Genomic DNA, 14,498 nt, shown 5'->3' on the forward strand with positions numbered 1-14,498 from the left:
CCGCCCTTTTGAGGCGTCATAACGGCGCTTATGGAGCAGAGGATGGGACGTTGTGGATAACTTCTGCGGCGTCGACGCGGTTCTGGTCTTATGAAGCCATGAAAACCGCGAGCCCGCTGCCGGATGATTTCCACGGACGACCCTTCACCGTTGCCGAAGCGGCAGCAGTCGGGGTGTCGTCCAAGCGGCTCCGCCACCGCTCCCTCGCAGCGCTCGGCAGGGGCATTCGTTCCCAGGATCCGGTGCCGGGGCTTCCCCTGAGCGTGAGAGTGCGGCCTTTCATTGAGGTCAATGAGCGATGCGCCGCGTCGCACCACACCGCGGCGGAGCTTGGTTCGCTTCCGGCACGGCAAGCAAAGGAGGGACCCGAGATGTACCACGTGATCAGGCCCGAAGGTGCGGCCCATCTCAACCGGCCGCATGTGATCGTTCACCGGATGAAACTCTACGACGACGAGGTGACACTCCTGGATGGGATTCCGATCACCACCCCGGAGCGGACCTGGCTGGATCTGGCCGAAATGCTGAGCGTAGACGAACTCGTGGTGGCCGGCGACAGCTGTGTCCGGGTGCCCCGTCGTGAGTTCGATGGCAGGGACTTGCCGTTGTGCAGCCTCGGGGACCTGCAGCGGATGATCGACCGCCACAGGGGAAAACGCGGAATCCGGAGGGCGCGGGAGGCTATCAAACTGATTCGCGTGGGCTCGGATTCGCCGCAGGAATCCATGCTGAGGCTTGCCATTGTCCGGGCCCGTCTTCCGGAACCGGAACTGAATGTGCCGATCATCGACGACGGCGGAGCACGGCACCACGAACCCGACTTGTCCTACCGGAAGTACCGGATCGGCATCGAGTACGAAGGCGAGCATCACGGTGACGAGGGGCAGATTGTCCGGGACATTGCCCGTTCCGAGCGGTACACGGCTCTCGGCTGGACCGAGGTCCGGATCTCCAAACGCCACATGCACGACGACGCCAGGGCCGCGGTGGCGAAGGTCCGGACCGCACTCGTTCAGGCTGGCTGGCGTCCCGGCGGTTAAACCCAAACGACTGCTCCGCAACTGCCGTTCTGAGGGTCCAGAAGGGCAGCTACGGAGCAGTCGACGGGGGCGGTGGGGACTAGCCGAAGTACTTCGGCAGGGTGGCCTCGTGGGCTTCGCGGAGGGACCCGAGGTTCAGGGTCTCGACGCCGTTGATCTCCAGCGTGCCGCCCTCGGCGTCCACAACGCCGATCCGGATGTGTGCGAAGCCGCGCGCGGTGCACATGTCCTTGAAGCGGATCTCTTCGGAGCGGGGCACGGCCACAATGGCCCGGCCCTGCGTCTCGGAGAACAGCGCCGTGAACAGGTCCACCCCGTCGCGGTCCAGGACGTCCTGCAGGGCGATCCGGGCACCCACGCCGTAGCGCAGCGAGGACTCCACGAGGGCTGCCGCGAGGCCGCCTTCGGAGAGGTCGTGAGCGGAGTCCACCATGCCGTCGCGGGAGGCGTTGATCAGGATCTCGCCCAGTTCGCGTTCGGCGGCCAGGTCAACCTTGGGCGGCAGCCCGCCGAGGTGGCCGCGCATGTTGGACCACTCCGAACCGTCCAGTTCCGCCGCCGTCGTGCCGAGCAGGTAGATGGCCTGGCCGTCTTCCTTCCAGCCCGACGGCGTGCGGCGCGCGACGTCGTCGAACTTGCCGAGCACAGCAACCACGGGGGAGGGGTGGATGGGCGTGGTGCCGGTCTGGTTGTACAGCGAGACGTTGCCGCCGGTGACCGGGATGCCGAGCACCATGCAGGCGTCGGACAGGCCGCGGATTGCTTCGGCGAGCTGCCACATGACGTCGGGGTCCTCGGGGGAGCCGAAGTTCAGGCAGTCGCTGACCGCCATCGGCACGGCGCCGGAGGTGGCGACGTTGCGGTACGCCTCGGCGAGGGCCAGCTGCGCGCCGTGGTACGGATCGAGGTAGGTGTAGCGGCCGTTGGCGTCGGTGGCCAGGGCCACGCCAAGGCCGGTTTCCTCGTCCACCCGGACCACTCCGGCGTCGTCCGGGAACGCCATGGCGGTGTTGCCGCCGACGTAGCGGTCGTACTGGTTGGTGATCCAGGACTTGCTGCACATGTTCGGAGAGGCAACGAGTTCGGTGATGGCGGCGGCCAGTTCAGCCGGGGCTGAGGGGCGTCCGGCATCCTGCACGGACCCGGTGAAGACATCGGCCTGCACGGCGTCCTGCCACTCCGGGCGGGCGTAGGGGCGGTCGTAGACCGGACCGTCGTGGGCGACCGTGCGCGGGTCGACGTCGACGATGACTTCGCCTTCCCACGTGATGATCAGGCGGCCGGTGTCGGTCACCTCGCCCAGCCAGGAGTACTCCACGGCCCACTTGTCCATGACCGCTTCGAACGCGGCGATGTTCTCGGGGGTGACCACGGCCATCATGCGTTCCTGCGACTCGGACATCAGGATTTCGCCCGGGGTCAGGGTGGGGTCACGCAGCAGGACCGAGGTCAGCTCGACTTCCATGCCGCCGTCGCCGTTGGAGGCGAGCTCGGACGTGGCGCAGGAAATGCCTGCGGCACCGAGGTCCTGGATGCCCTCCACGAGGGAGCCCTTGAACAGCTCGAGGCAGCACTCGATCAGGACCTTCTCGGCGAAGGGGTCGCCCACCTGGACAGCGGGGCGCTTGGACGGCTTGGTGTCGTCGAAGGACTCCGAGGCCAGCACGGAGGCGCCGCCGATGCCGTCGCCGCCGGTGCGGGCACCGAAGAGCACCACCTTGTTGCCCTTGCCGGAGGCGTTGGCGAGGCGGATGTCCTCGTGGCGCATCACGCCGACTGCCAGGGCGTTGACCAGCGGGTTGCCCTGGTAGACGGAGTCGAAGACCATTTCGCCGCCGATGTTGGGCAGGCCCAGCGAGTTGCCGTAGCCGCCAATCCCGGCCACGGCGCCGTGCATAACGCGGGCGGTGTCCGGGTGGTCGATGGCGCCGAAGCGCAGCGGGTCCATGACGGCCACCGGGCGGGCGCCCATGGAGATGATGTCGCGGACAATGCCGCCGATGCCGGTTGCCGCGCCCTGGTAGGGCTCCACGAACGACGGCGAGTTGTGGGACTCGATCTTGAACGTCACGGCCCAGCCGTCGCCCAGGTTGGTGACGCCGGCGTTTTCGCCGATGCCCACGAGCATGTCCTTTTTCATCTCGTCGGTCACCTTGTCGCCGAACTGGCGCAGGTGGTTCTTCGAGGATTTGTAGGAGCAGTGCTCGCTCCACATAACGGAGTACATGGCGAGCTCGGCGCCGGTGGGGCGGCGGCCCAGGACCTTGACGACCTCGTCGAACTCGTTCTGCTTCAGGCCCAGCTCGGCCCAGGGGAGCTCCACGTCCGGGGTCTTGGCCGCGTTCTCGACGGTGTCGATGTTGAACTTCTTGGACTCGGTGGCGGTGCCGGCCGTCCGGCCCGTCGACGTCTCCGTCATTTGTTGTCTCCCACGATCTTGTTCAGTACAGAGGTGAAGAAGCCGAGGCCTTCGGTGCCGGAGCCGTCTTCGGGGCCGAACCCTGCCTCCACGGCGTGCTCCGGGTGCGGCATGAGGCCCACCACGTTGCCCGCGGCGTTGGAGATGCCGGCGATGTCGCGGCGCGAGCCGTTGGGGTTCCAGCCGACGTAGCGGAACACCACCCGCCCCTCCGCCTCCAGGGCGTCCAGGGTCTTCTCGTCGGCGATGTACTGGCCGTCCTGGTTCTTCAGCGGCACAGTGATTTCCTGGCCGACGGCATAGTCGCCGGTCCAGGCGGTGGTGTTGTTCTCCACGCGCAGGACCTGGTCGCGGCACATGAACTTCAGGTGGTCGTTCTTGATCATCGAACCGGGCAGCAGGTGCGATTCGGTGAGGATCTGGAAACCGTTGCAGATGCCCAGGACCGGCAGCTTGGCGTCCGAGTTGGCGGCGTCGATGATCCTGGACATCAGCGGCGCGAACCGGGAGATGGCCCCGGCGCGGAGGTAGTCGCCGTAGGAAAAACCGCCGGGAATGACGACGGCGTCGACGTCGCCGAGGGTGGTGTCTGCGTGCCAGAGGGCCACGGGCGTGGCGCCGGCCAGGCGGACCGCACGGACGGCGTCGCGGTCGTCCAGGGTGCCGGGGAAGGTAACGACGCCGATCTTCGCACCAGCGAGCTGCGGGTGGGCCGCGACGGCGATGGCCTCGCCGATCAGGGGGAGTTCAGTCATCTCAGGCCTCGACGACCTCGACGTTGACGACGTCCTCGATGACCGGGTTGGACAGCAGGGTTTCCGCGGCGTTCCGGGCCTGGGCCAGGATCTCCTCGGTCACCTCGCCGTCGACGGTGAGTTCAAAGCGCTTCCCCTGGCGGACAGCGCTAAAAGCGGTGAAGCCCAGCCGGGGGAGTGCACCCACGATGGCCTTCCCCTGCGGGTCGAGAATCTCGGGCTTGGGCATGACGTCGACAACGATCCGGGGCATCCGGCAACTCCTGTGCGTGAGCATTGGGTAAGGGCGCAGCGGAGGGTGCCGTCTCACGCCGATCCGCTGTGTGTGAGGACAGTGTGGTGAATACAGCGTGAAAGGGCGCTCCGCGAGCTTGCATGCCTATTCTACCGGCCCCAGTGCTCCCGGCCGCATTCGGCCGGGAGTGTGAACGTTGCCCGCCCGGTTGCCGGGGCGGCCGGCCGGAACGCTCCCCGCTGTCCGGCGTTGTCACGCGGGTGACCTGCGGCGACGCTATGGTCACCCCTGTGCCCCGTCAGTAGCATGTGCTTATGTCTGAGAAATCGAAATCTGTGCTGTTGCCCGTTGTTGCCGCCGCTGTGTTCGCGGGACTTGGACGGATGGTCCTGCAGAAGATCAAAGCGGACCGCAGGGCCCGGCAGAGCAATGTGGCCGGGCCGGTCGATGCGAAGACCCGCGCCTGGATCAGCGAGGTTGTCCGGACGCCCCGGCAGTAGCCGGCCCGGAGCGGCCCCGCGCCCGCGTGCGCGTGGCTCCGCGGGGCCTTCGCCACCCTCTTTCACCCCGCCGGCCGCGGGAGTTCTGTCGAAGGGTGTGACAAATTTTGATTTACCCTTTGTGTTCTATGTCATAACTGGCTCTCAGTCTGTACTGTATGAATCGGCTGGTATCCGTCGGGGCCCTGAGAGTCTCAGCTCTTTCTGTCCTGCCAGTCCCTTGACCCGGCAGCAACGTCGGGACCGTTCCTTATGAAAGGTTCAACAACACGTGAATACACCAGGAAAGAGCTTCCTTCGAAGCGGGGGACTCCGGAGGGCCGTGGCACTGACCCTGGGCTTGCCGGTGCTCTTGTCGACAGTCGCGATCTCGCCCGCCACCGCGGCCCCAGTGCAGGGTTCCGCCGTTGCGGCGGTGGCCCAGAAGAATCTGGATGCCAGCAGCTATAAGGACGGCCGTTACATCGTTGTCCTGACCGAGAAGCCGGCAGCCACGTATGACGGCGGCACGCCCGGCCTCGCGTCAACCAAGCCGGAATCGGGCAAGAAGCTCGACACCAACAGGGCCGAAGTCAAGAAGTACGAGGCGCACCTCGAAAAGAAGCAGGCCGACGTCGCGGGCACGCAGAACGTCCAGATCAATCGGCAGTTCACCGCCGTCCTCAACGGCTTCAGCGCCAACCTCACCGCGGACCAGGCCCTCAAATTGGCCAAGGACCCCAGCGTACTGACGGTTGCCCCTGACACGGAAAACGCTCCGGACTACTCCAGCACCGACTTCCTGAAGCTCAGCGGAGCCAACGGAACCTGGAACACGAAGTTCGGCGGCCAGGACGGCGCCGGCAAGGGCGTCGTCGTCGGCGTCATCGACACCGGCTACACCCCGTCCAGCGCGTTCTTCGCCGGGGAAGAGGTCAAGCCCCTCGTCGGCCAGCCTGTCGTCGGTGTGCCGTACCGGACGGCGGACGGCAAGATCGCAATGCTCAAGTCCGACGGCGACACCTTTATCGGTGAGTGCCAGAAGGGCCAGGACTTCGACGGTTCTGCCTGTAACTCCAAGGTCCTGAGCGCGCACTACTTCGCCGAGGACTTCCTGAAGTTCACGCCCCCGGGCAACCGCGCTCCGGAAGAACTGCTCTCTCCGGTCGATGTCGCCAGCCACGGCACCCACACGGCAAGCACCTCGGCGGGCAACGCCAACGTCGAGACTTTCGTCGACGGGCGCAGCTTCGGCCTGACGAGCGGCGTAGCGCCGGCCGCCAAGCTCTCCGTTTACAAGGTCTGCTGGGAAGACACCGACCCCAACACGGGCGGCTGCTACAGCTCCTCGTCCGTTGCCGCCGTCGACCGTGCCGTCAAAGACGGCGTCGACGTGCTGAACTACTCGATCTCAGGTTCCGCAACGTCCGTTATTGACCCGGTCTCGATTGCCTTCCTGAACGCTGCCTCCGCAGGCATCTTCGTCGCCGCTTCGGCCGGCAACTCCGGTCCGACGGCCAGTACTGTCAACCACGGCGGCCCCTGGGTCACCACGGTTGCGGCCAGCAGCTTCTCCCAGGAGCTTCAGGGCACGGTTGAATTCGCTGACGGCACCAAGTTCCGCGGCGCCAGCATCATGAACAAGGAAGTCAAGGACGCCGGCGTTGTGCTGGCTGTCAACGCGGCCGCGGCGACCCCGCCGTCGAACCCGGCCCTGTGCGGTCCCGGCACCCTGGACCCGGCGAAGGTCGCCGGCAAGGTCGTCGTCTGCGACCGCGGCGTTGTCGACCGCGTCGCCAAGAGCGCCGAGGTCGCCCGCGGCGGCGGCGTCGGCATGATCCTGGTGAACCTGAGCAATTCCTCGCTGGACACCGATCAGCACGCAGTCCCGACTGTCCACGTGAACCCGCCGGCCACCGAGGCCATCAAGGCCAAGGTAACTGCCACCCCGGACATCAAGGTTTCCCTGGTCAACAAGGACACCACCGGACTCCCGCTGGAGGCGCAGCCGCAGATCGCCGGCTTCTCCTCCCGAGGGCCGCTGCTGGCCACCGATTCGGACCTGCTGAAGCCTGATGTTGCGGCTCCGGGCGTTGCAGTCCTCGCCGGTGTCTCGCCGATCGGCGCTGACGGCGCAAAGTTCGGGTTTATGTCCGGTACCTCCATGGCAGCACCTCACGTCGCAGGCTTCGGCGCGCTGCTCCTGGGCAAGAACCCGAAGTGGTCCCCGGCAACGGTCAAGTCCGCCATGATGACCACAGCCGGCAACGTCGTGAACGCTGATGGCTCCAAGAACACCGACGTCCACGCCACGGGCGCGGGCCAGGTGGATCCGGCACGCATGGTCGACCCGGGTCTTGTCTACGACGCCAACGAAGAGGACTACTGGAAGTTCATCCAGGGCACCGGGATCAACCTCGGCCTGCCGTCCAGCACGCTGCCGCGCGACATGAACGTTGCGTCCTTCTCGCTGGGCAACCTCACCGGCAAGATCGAGGTTACCCGCACGGTCACCGCCCTCACCCCGGGCGTCTACAAGGTCAAAGCCAACGTGCCCGGAATCCAGGTCAACGTGGCTCCGGCAGCCCTGAACTTCAAGGCCGCCGGCGAGAAGAAGACCTTCAAGGTCACCTTTGAGAACAAGAACGCTGCCCTGGGCAAGTTCGCCATGGGTTCGATGAGCTGGGAGGGTGCAGGAAAGACCGTCACCTCGCCGATCGCAGTCCGGCCGCAGTCTGTCGTCGCCGCGAAGGATGTTTTCCTGAGCACCGAGGCCGGCACCGGTTCGGGCGACATCAGCGTTGTGTCCGGCTCGAGCAGCCCGATCAACATGACCCTCGACGGCCTGTCCAAGGCGGATTCCTCTGCCGTGGAGCTGGTCCCCGGTCCGTTCGCTGGCCGCCCCGATGCCTCGACCTACGTCAAGAAGGTGACAGTCAAGGCCGGTGCTCCGCTGGCCAAGTTCTCGGTCATCTCCTCCGACCCGGCCGCGGACTTCGACATGTGGGTCGTCACGCCCGGTGGTGTCGAGCAGGTGGCGACGTCGTCGTCCAGCGAGACACTGTCGATCTCGAACCCGGCCGCAGGCGACTACACGATTTACGCGAACCTGTACTCCAGCGCGGGCGGCAAGGCCACGAAGGCAAGCGTTGATGCCGCGATCCTCGGTGCCAACGAGAACAATGCGACCATCACGCCGAACCCGCTGGTGCTGCCGAACGGTGAAACGGGCAAGATCACGCTGAACTGGCTGGGTCTGAAGCCCGGCTCCTACATCGGTCGGATCACCTTTGCCGGTGCCAGCGAGCCGACGTTTGTCAGCCTCGTCGTGAATGCTGCAGGCGTTGCCTCCGTGGCGCCGACTTCAGGCAGCGCAGCTGCGCAGTCCAAGTTCCAGAACCAGGAGCTTGAGCGGCCCAACTACGCAATCTAGGCGCAACTAAACCTGACAACAAAGGCAATGGCCGGCGGTTCGCACCGCCGGCCATTGCCTTTGCCTGTTAAGTGGTGACGCCTGCGGGGTTCCGCGGGCTCAAATTGCCCCGGTGGAGCCTGCAACCCCGCCCAGCAGCGGCGCCATGGTGCGCCAGCGGGCAATCTCGCAGCCGTCGGTGCGGCTGAACTGGCTGGTGACCTCCCTGCCCAGGAACCAACCGGTCACCACGGCCACCTGCGGGCCCCCATACTGCTGGGTGCACATCTTCGGCGGACCGGGCTTGGGGAAGAAGATGTCCTCCCCGTGCCGCTCCACTGCCGCCAGGGCGGCCGCGGAATCCGGCAGCGTGCACTCATCGGCAAGGGCGCCGTTGCTGGCCGCCAGCCGGAACACGTATTCCGGGGCGCCCGGGGCCTCGGTCAGGCGGACGGTCAGGTCGATCTCGTGGCGGCGGTGACTATCGTGAGCGGCTGTCATTGTGGTCCTTCCGGGCTTTCGGGGGCTGGGTTCCGGACGGAACCCGCCAACTGGAGCAAGGGCGACAGTTCCCGCAGCAGGCGCTGCCGCAGCTCCTGCGATTCGGCGGAAAAAGCCCGCTGGTACTCGACGTACTCGGCCTTGCCTTCGGGGGTCTCGATCAGGATGGCGGGATACCCCCACGCCTTCAGGTCATAGGGGGACGCCTGCATGTCCATGGCCCTGATCCGCCAGGAGAGCTCGAAGCAGTCCATCACGAGCTCGCTGGGGAGCAGCGGCGCCAGTTTGTAGGCCCACTTGTACAGGTCCATGTTGGCGTGCAGGCAGCCCGGCTGTTCCATGGCCCGCTGGTTCTCGCGGCTCGGTTCCAGGCTGTTCAGCGGCACGGCATCCGGGGTGTAAAACCGGAAGGCGTCGAAGTGCGAGCAGCGGATCCTGTTCTCTTCCACGACCTCGTCGGTCCGTCCGGGGCCGAGCCGCAGCTGGAGGTATTCATGCCGGAGCTCGAATTTGTCCTGCCGGTAGACCATCGCCCATTCGTGCAGCCCGAAGCAGCCGAACTGGGCCGGCCTCGCCGCAGTCCCGGCCAGGATGATCCCGGCGAACTGCAGGGCGTCCCGGCGGTCCCGCACGAATGCTTCGACGTCGACCGTGACAGCGGGGGTGCCGGCCGGCAGCCCGGCGGCGGCGAGTTCGCCGTCGTCGGGCATGCGGTAGTACTTCCAGGTGGTCCGCTCGGCCGCGGCGGGCCCGGACAACACGGCGCCGGCGCCCGGGTGCCAGCGCATCAGCTTGCCCGGCTTCTGCGTGTAGTAGGTGAAGAGGAAGTCCTCGACCGGGTGCTTCTTGCCCGCCGACCTCCGGGCGAGGTAAGGGTCGGCATAGCGCCGGACACGCGTCTGATGGGCGGCCTGGCGGGTCAGCCAGTCGTCCTGGCGGAGGTGTTGCAGCTTAGACAGCTCCGCCAGTGGTGCCAAGGACGTCCTTGGCGGCGTTCCAGGTGGCGATCTCGCAGCCGTCGCGCAGGCTGAAGTTCGTTTCGACCGGCCGGCCGTCCACAACGCCGGTCACTGTTGCCAGCTGCGGGCCGCCGTACTGCATGGTGCAGGCCTGGTCCGTGGGCCGGGGCGCAGGGCTGAGGATTGCGGCGTTGGTCTTCAGGGCGAGGCAGGCCGCGGCAGCGTTGGGATGCTGGCTTTCAGCGGCGGGGACGCCGTCGACGCAGACCAGGGTGAAGTTCGCGGGGGTGCCGGTCTCGGAAGGCTTGACCATAATCGAGAGTTCGGCGTTGCCCTGCCCGGGGCCGGAGGTCACGGGCGCGGCGGACGGCGAGGGGGCAGGGGTCTTGGTCTCGGTGTCCGGCGACGGGGTGCCCGTCGCGGACGGACTCTCCGTGCCAGTGGGCGCGGTTGCCGTCGGGGCGGGCCCGCCGCCTGGGGAACAGGCCGCCAGCCCGGCCGCCACCATCAGAACCAGTGCCGCGTGGCTCAATAGCTTGCGCATCAGCTGACCTCCTGTGTTTTGCCCAGTCTACCGCCGGGCCGGGTCCTCGGGGACGGTCTGTGTGGCCGCAATCAGATCCATCATGGCGGCATGCAGGTGGGTGACCTGTTCGCGGGTCAGGCCCAGCCGGTCCATCATGGTACCCGGCACGGCCGTGGCCTGTTGCCGGAGCGCTGCGCCTTGTGGAGTCAGGCCCACGGCCAGGGTCCGCTCGTCACCGGGAACACGCTGGCGGGTGATGAGCCCGGCCGTTTCCAGACGGCGCAGCAGGGGCGAGATGGTCGCCGGCTCCTGGGCGAGGGCGCCGCTGATGTCGCGAACGGAACGCGGGCTTGATTCCCAAAGGCACAGCATCACGAGGTACTGGGGATGGGTCAGCCCCAGCTTGTCCAGGACCGGTTTGTAGGCGCCGACGACACTGCGGGAGGCCACAGTGAGGGCGAAGCAGAGCTGGTGTTCCAGCAGGAGGTCATCCTGGGTTTGTTCGGTCACATCTGTCATGTGGGCCCTCCCGTAGATAGTTAGTGCACTAATCATTAGCGTACACTGATGGGAACGTCTTGTTCTTAGGAGTGGATAGTGATGGCAGAGGAAAGCACCGGAAACGCCTCCCAGAGGTTCATGCACAAAATGGGGAAATTGCGGATGATTTTCGGACCCGCCAACCGCAGCGCCCTTGGCCACGAGATGACGGAGCAGAACAGGCAGTTGCTGGCCCAGCGCGAAGCCGAAACCATGCAGTGGGAGACACTGCGCCGCCCCGACGGCAGCACTTACGTCGTGCCCCGCGACCCCGGGGACAAGTCGTTGCGCTAGCGAGGCTGTGGACTGCGTTCCGGCCCGCCGCCGCCCATGCCTTTTCCCGCCGTCGGGCGTAAAATGAGGGCACTGGCACAGCCGTTCCGCATGACTCCAAGGCTGGAGAGGGGGTGGGAATTGTGGCACTTGCTCTGAGGAAAGCTGCACTGAGGCAGCACCTGCACCCGTCCTCGTGGGCACGCTTCCTTTTCGGCCCGGCCTCGCGGGGAGACCCCGCCGCGCCGGTCGTGCACAAACATGACGACTACGAGCAGGCCTCTGCAACGGACCTTGCCGGTTTCGAAGTGGAGACCGATGCGCAGGGACATCGCTACGCGGTCCGGAAGGAAGACCTCCCCAAAGAGGAAGTCTGAACAGCGACGAGCTGGGGAGAGAACACCGGGGGCATGACAAAGGGAGCGGCGGACGCCGCTCCCTTTGTCAGTTAAGTCGTGGTGCCAGCGGGGTGGCTCAGCGGCCGGTACCGCCATAAACCGTCGCCTCGTCTTCGCTGTCCAGGTCGAAGGCCTTGTGGATGGCGCGCACCGCGTCGTCCAGAAGGTCCGCGTGCGTGACGACGGAAATCCGGATCTCAGACGTCGAGATCATGTTGATGTTGATGCCTGCTTCTGAAAGCGCCGCGAAGAACCGCGCCGAGACGCCCGGGTGGGAGCGCATGCCGGCGCCGATCAGCGACAGCTTGCCGATCTTCTCGTTGTACTCGATGCTCTCGAAGCCGATCCGGTCCTGCGCGGCGTGCAGGGCGGCCAGGGCATCTGCGCCCTCGACGATCGGCAGCGTGAAGGAAATGTCGGTCCGGCCGGTGCCGTGGGTGGAGACGTTCTGGACGATCATGTCGATGTTTGAGTGCGCATCGGCGATGACCTGGAAGATCGCTGCGGCCTTGCCGGGGATATCGGGAACACCGACAACCGTAACCTTGGCCTCCGAACGGTCGTGTGCAACTCCGGAGATGATTGGCTGCTCCAAGGCGACTCCCTGTTGGGTTGTGATCTTGTCGTCGGCGCCGGGCAGAACCCAGGTGCCTTCGTTCTGGCTGAATGAGGACCGGACGTGAAGGGGCACACCGAAGCGTCGCGCGTACTCGACGCAGCGCAGGTGCAGGATCTTGGCGCCGGACGCCGCTAGTTCGAGCATCTCCTCGCTGGAGATCCGGTCGATCTTTCGGGCGGACGGGACAACGCGCGGATCGGCGGTGTAGATCCCGTCGACGTCGGTGAAGATTTCGCACACATCTGCGTCGAGGGCGGCTGCCAGCGCCACCGCCGTCGTGTCCGAGCCGCCGCGGCCCAGGGTCGTAACTTCGTTGGTGGTGCGGCTCATGCCCTGGAACCCCGCGACGATCGCAACATGCCCCTTATCAAGGGCCGTGCGGATGCGGTGCGGGTCGACGTCGATGATCCGGGCCTTGCCGTGGATGCCGTCGGTGATCATGCCGGCCTGCGAGCCGGTGAAGGACTGGGCCGAGGCGCCGAACTTGTTGATGGCCATGGCGAGCAGCGCCATGGAAATGCGTTCCCCGGCGGAAAGGAGCATGTCCATTTCCCGGGCCGGGGCAGAATCGGTGACCTGCGATGCGAGGTCAAGGAGCTCGTCGGTGGTGTCGCCCATGGCGGACACGACGACGACCACTTCGTCGCCTGCGTTCTGGGCATCCACGATCCGCCGGGCCACGCGCTTAATGCCCTCCGCGTCCGCCACGGAGGAACCGCCGAACTTCTTCACCACAAGATGTTTCGTGGTGCTGGCAGAGACGGGCAGCTCCTGTGGCTGCGGTCCGGGGTGGACTTCGGTAATGGGCAAACTCATGCGCGCACCCTCACTGGATCGGGGTTATGGGCCAAGCAACCAAACGGCGCGACGGCGTAACTTCTCCGCCCAGTTTATCGCCGCGGGGCCCCGGTTGCTGAATTGTGACCGTATGCCAGACACCTGGGCTCCGGCTCCGCCGGACATGCCCTCCGCCGCGGGCCACGACTGGACATGCGCTCCCGCCCGTCTGCGCTTGCCCTCCGCCAGGGTCGGCGGACGGACATATTGGCACTATGTCCATTCCTGGGCGTGTGCGCTGGGCATGTCCATTGCGGGTTGTCTCGGGACGGCGGAGCGCCCGGTTCGGGGGCCGGCCGGGAGGGAAGGCCGGTCCAGTCTGTAGCGCCGGGACGGAAGTTTCTTGCCCGTTGTGTCCTGCGAGGCTGAGAAATGGCGGTCTTGCCGGAAGCCCAGGCCGGCCAAGAGCCGTCGGGAGGGGAGATTGGGCTCATACACTCCCGCGAACACCGTTTGTGTTCCGCGTTCTTCGAAGAGCCAGTTGACCAGGGCGCCCGCTGCCTCGCGGCCCAGACCACGGCCGTGGTGGTCGGGATGGAGGACATACCCGAGGCTCCCGCAGTCGGCGGGTATCTTGCCCGGCGCCGGCGGCTCTTCCGAGTTCCATGTCCGGCCGTCACCGATGACCTCGCCCGTCTCGCGGAGCTCAATGGCCCAGCCGAAGTTGAACCAATCCACGCCGGACGCTTCAGCGGCACCAACCACCCGGACCAGCCTGGCGATATTCTCCTCGGGACCCAAGGGTTCGTGGGACAGATACTGCGTGGCCACAGGGTCGCTACGGAATCGCATGACCGCCGCCGCGTCTTCCACTGCGACTGGGCGCAGCACCAGGCGTTCGGTGTGGATCGGGGCCGGCCGGGACATGGGTTGGACTCCGCTCAGCTCAAAGCGTTGCGGCGGCCCTCGAAGGCGCGGCCGAGGGTGACTTCGTCGGCATACTCAAGGTCGCCTCCCACCGGCAGGCCCGATGCCAGCCGGGTGACGGCGATGCCGATCGACTTGAGCATACGGGCGAGGTAGGTGGCCGTGGCCTCGCCCTCCAGGTTGGGGTCGGTCGCGATGATGATTTCCTGGATGGCGCCGTCGTTGAGCCGGGTGAGGAGTTCGCGGATCCGGAGCTGCTCCGGGCCGATGCCGGCGATGGGGTTAATCGCCCCGCCCAGCACGTGATACCGGCCGCGGAACGAGCGCGTGCGTTCGACGGCGAGGACATCCTTGGATTCTTCGACGACGCAGATTATTGAGGGGTCCCGGCGCGGGTCGCGGCAGATGTTGCACAGTTCCTGCTCCGTCACGTTGCCGCACACCGTGCAGAACTTGACCCGTTCCTTGACTGTGGTGATGGCGTCCACGAGCCGCTTCATGTCCTGCGGGTCGGCCTCAAGGATGTGGAAAGCCAGCCGCTGGGCGGACTTGGGACCGACTCCGGGAAGGCGTCCGAGCTCGTCAATCAGCTCTTGAACTGCACCTTCGTACACAATGTCCTCGTTCGTTTGGGGTGA

At 66.2% G+C, this 14,498-nt stretch carries 15 protein-coding genes; 5 read left to right on the plus strand and 10 right to left on the minus strand.

The genetic code is table 11. From position 1 onward, the window contains the following. The first annotated feature begins 98 nt into the window (after positions 1 to 98). Positions 99 to 1,040 (plus strand): hypothetical protein, encoded by a 942-nt coding sequence (locus LDO13_RS02030; RefSeq protein ID WP_224048426.1) that lies wholly within the window; start codon positions 99 to 101, stop codon positions 1,038 to 1,040. Positions 1,041 to 1,119: 79 nt separating this feature from the next. Here the strand turns inward: LDO13_RS02030 and purL are convergent, their stop codons facing one another. From purL to purS, 3 genes are read right to left on the minus strand one after another with little or no spacing between them, the layout of a single operon-like run. Continuing rightward, positions 1,120 to 3,459, minus strand: coding sequence for a phosphoribosylformylglycinamidine synthase subunit PurL (gene purL / locus LDO13_RS02035; protein WP_224048427.1), 2,340 nt, complete (start codon positions 3,457 to 3,459; stop codon positions 1,120 to 1,122). After that, on the minus strand, positions 3,456 to 4,214 hold the full coding sequence (gene purQ / locus LDO13_RS02040; RefSeq protein WP_224048428.1) for a phosphoribosylformylglycinamidine synthase subunit PurQ: 759 nt from the start codon (positions 4,212 to 4,214) through the stop codon (positions 3,456 to 3,458). Before purQ ends, purL begins: the two co-directional genes overlap by 4 nt. Position 4,215: 1 nt before the next feature. After that, a complete protein-coding gene (purS, locus tag LDO13_RS02045) occupies positions 4,216 to 4,467 on the minus strand; it encodes a phosphoribosylformylglycinamidine synthase subunit PurS (protein ID WP_056427643.1) in 252 nt (83 codons plus the stop codon). A gap of 296 nt (positions 4,468 to 4,763) precedes the next feature. Here purS and LDO13_RS02050 point away from each other — a divergent pair, with 296 nt between their 5' ends. Together LDO13_RS02050 and LDO13_RS02055 are read left to right on the plus strand one after the other, a co-directional pair. After that, the gene (locus LDO13_RS02050) at positions 4,764 to 4,949 is read left to right on the plus strand and encodes a hypothetical protein (protein ID WP_224048429.1); all 186 of its coding nucleotides are present in this window, start codon (positions 4,764 to 4,766) and stop codon (positions 4,947 to 4,949) included. Between the two features lie 322 nt (positions 4,950 to 5,271). After that, positions 5,272 to 8,361 (plus strand): S8 family serine peptidase, encoded by a 3,090-nt coding sequence (locus tag LDO13_RS02055; RefSeq protein WP_224048430.1) that lies wholly within the window; start codon positions 5,272 to 5,274, stop codon positions 8,359 to 8,361. Positions 8,362 to 8,460: 99 nt separating this feature from the next. On the opposite strand, the gene LDO13_RS02060 is transcribed toward LDO13_RS02055, so the two are convergent. The 4 genes from LDO13_RS02060 to LDO13_RS02075 are packed head-to-tail and all read right to left on the minus strand — an operon-like array spanning position 8,461 to position 10,845. Then, on the minus strand, positions 8,461 to 8,841 hold the full coding sequence (locus LDO13_RS02060; protein ID WP_224048431.1) for a serine protease inhibitor: 381 nt from the start codon (positions 8,839 to 8,841) through the stop codon (positions 8,461 to 8,463). Beyond that, positions 8,838 to 9,809 (minus strand): 3-methyladenine DNA glycosylase, encoded by a 972-nt coding sequence (locus tag LDO13_RS02065; protein ID WP_224049861.1) that lies wholly within the window; start codon positions 9,807 to 9,809, stop codon positions 8,838 to 8,840. The genes LDO13_RS02060 and LDO13_RS02065 overlap by 4 nt, the downstream gene beginning before the upstream one ends. After that, complete coding sequence (locus tag LDO13_RS02070; protein WP_224048432.1) at positions 9,793 to 10,344, minus strand: SSI family serine proteinase inhibitor; 552 nt, start codon at positions 10,342 to 10,344, stop codon at positions 9,793 to 9,795. The genes LDO13_RS02065 and LDO13_RS02070 overlap by 17 nt, the downstream gene beginning before the upstream one ends. A 27-nt stretch (positions 10,345 to 10,371) precedes the next feature. Next, positions 10,372 to 10,845, minus strand: coding sequence for a MarR family transcriptional regulator (locus LDO13_RS02075; protein ID WP_224048433.1), 474 nt, complete (start codon positions 10,843 to 10,845; stop codon positions 10,372 to 10,374). Positions 10,846 to 10,926: 81 nt separating this feature from the next. On the opposite strand from LDO13_RS02075, the gene LDO13_RS02080 reads away from it, so the two are divergent. Both LDO13_RS02080 and LDO13_RS02085 read left to right on the plus strand, forming a co-directional pair. Then, positions 10,927 to 11,160, plus strand: a complete 234-nt coding sequence (locus tag LDO13_RS02080) for a hypothetical protein (RefSeq protein WP_224049862.1) — start codon at positions 10,927 to 10,929, stop codon at positions 11,158 to 11,160. Between the two features lie 122 nt (positions 11,161 to 11,282). Beyond that, positions 11,283 to 11,516: a hypothetical protein gene (locus LDO13_RS02085; protein ID WP_224048434.1), complete on the plus strand. Its 234-nt coding sequence runs from the start codon at positions 11,283 to 11,285 to the stop codon at positions 11,514 to 11,516. A gap of 97 nt (positions 11,517 to 11,613) precedes the next feature. Here the strand turns inward: LDO13_RS02085 and LDO13_RS02090 are convergent, their stop codons facing one another. The 3 genes from LDO13_RS02090 to recR form a co-directional block, all read right to left on the minus strand. Next, entirely contained in the window at positions 11,614 to 12,972 is a 1,359-nt protein-coding gene (locus tag LDO13_RS02090) for an aspartate kinase (RefSeq protein WP_224048435.1), read from the minus strand. A gap of 234 nt (positions 12,973 to 13,206) precedes the next feature. Further along, a complete protein-coding gene (locus LDO13_RS02095) occupies positions 13,207 to 13,785 on the minus strand; it encodes a GNAT family N-acetyltransferase (protein WP_263422140.1) in 579 nt (192 codons plus the stop codon). 89 nt (positions 13,786 to 13,874) lie between these two features. Then, positions 13,875 to 14,474, minus strand: a complete 600-nt coding sequence (gene recR, locus LDO13_RS02100) for a recombination mediator RecR (RefSeq protein WP_069950546.1) — start codon at positions 14,472 to 14,474, stop codon at positions 13,875 to 13,877. Positions 14,475 to 14,498 lie beyond the last annotated feature (24 nt).

Source organism: Arthrobacter sp. NicSoilB4 (assembly GCF_019977335.1).
Taxonomy (GTDB): domain Bacteria; phylum Actinomycetota; class Actinomycetes; order Actinomycetales; family Micrococcaceae; genus Arthrobacter.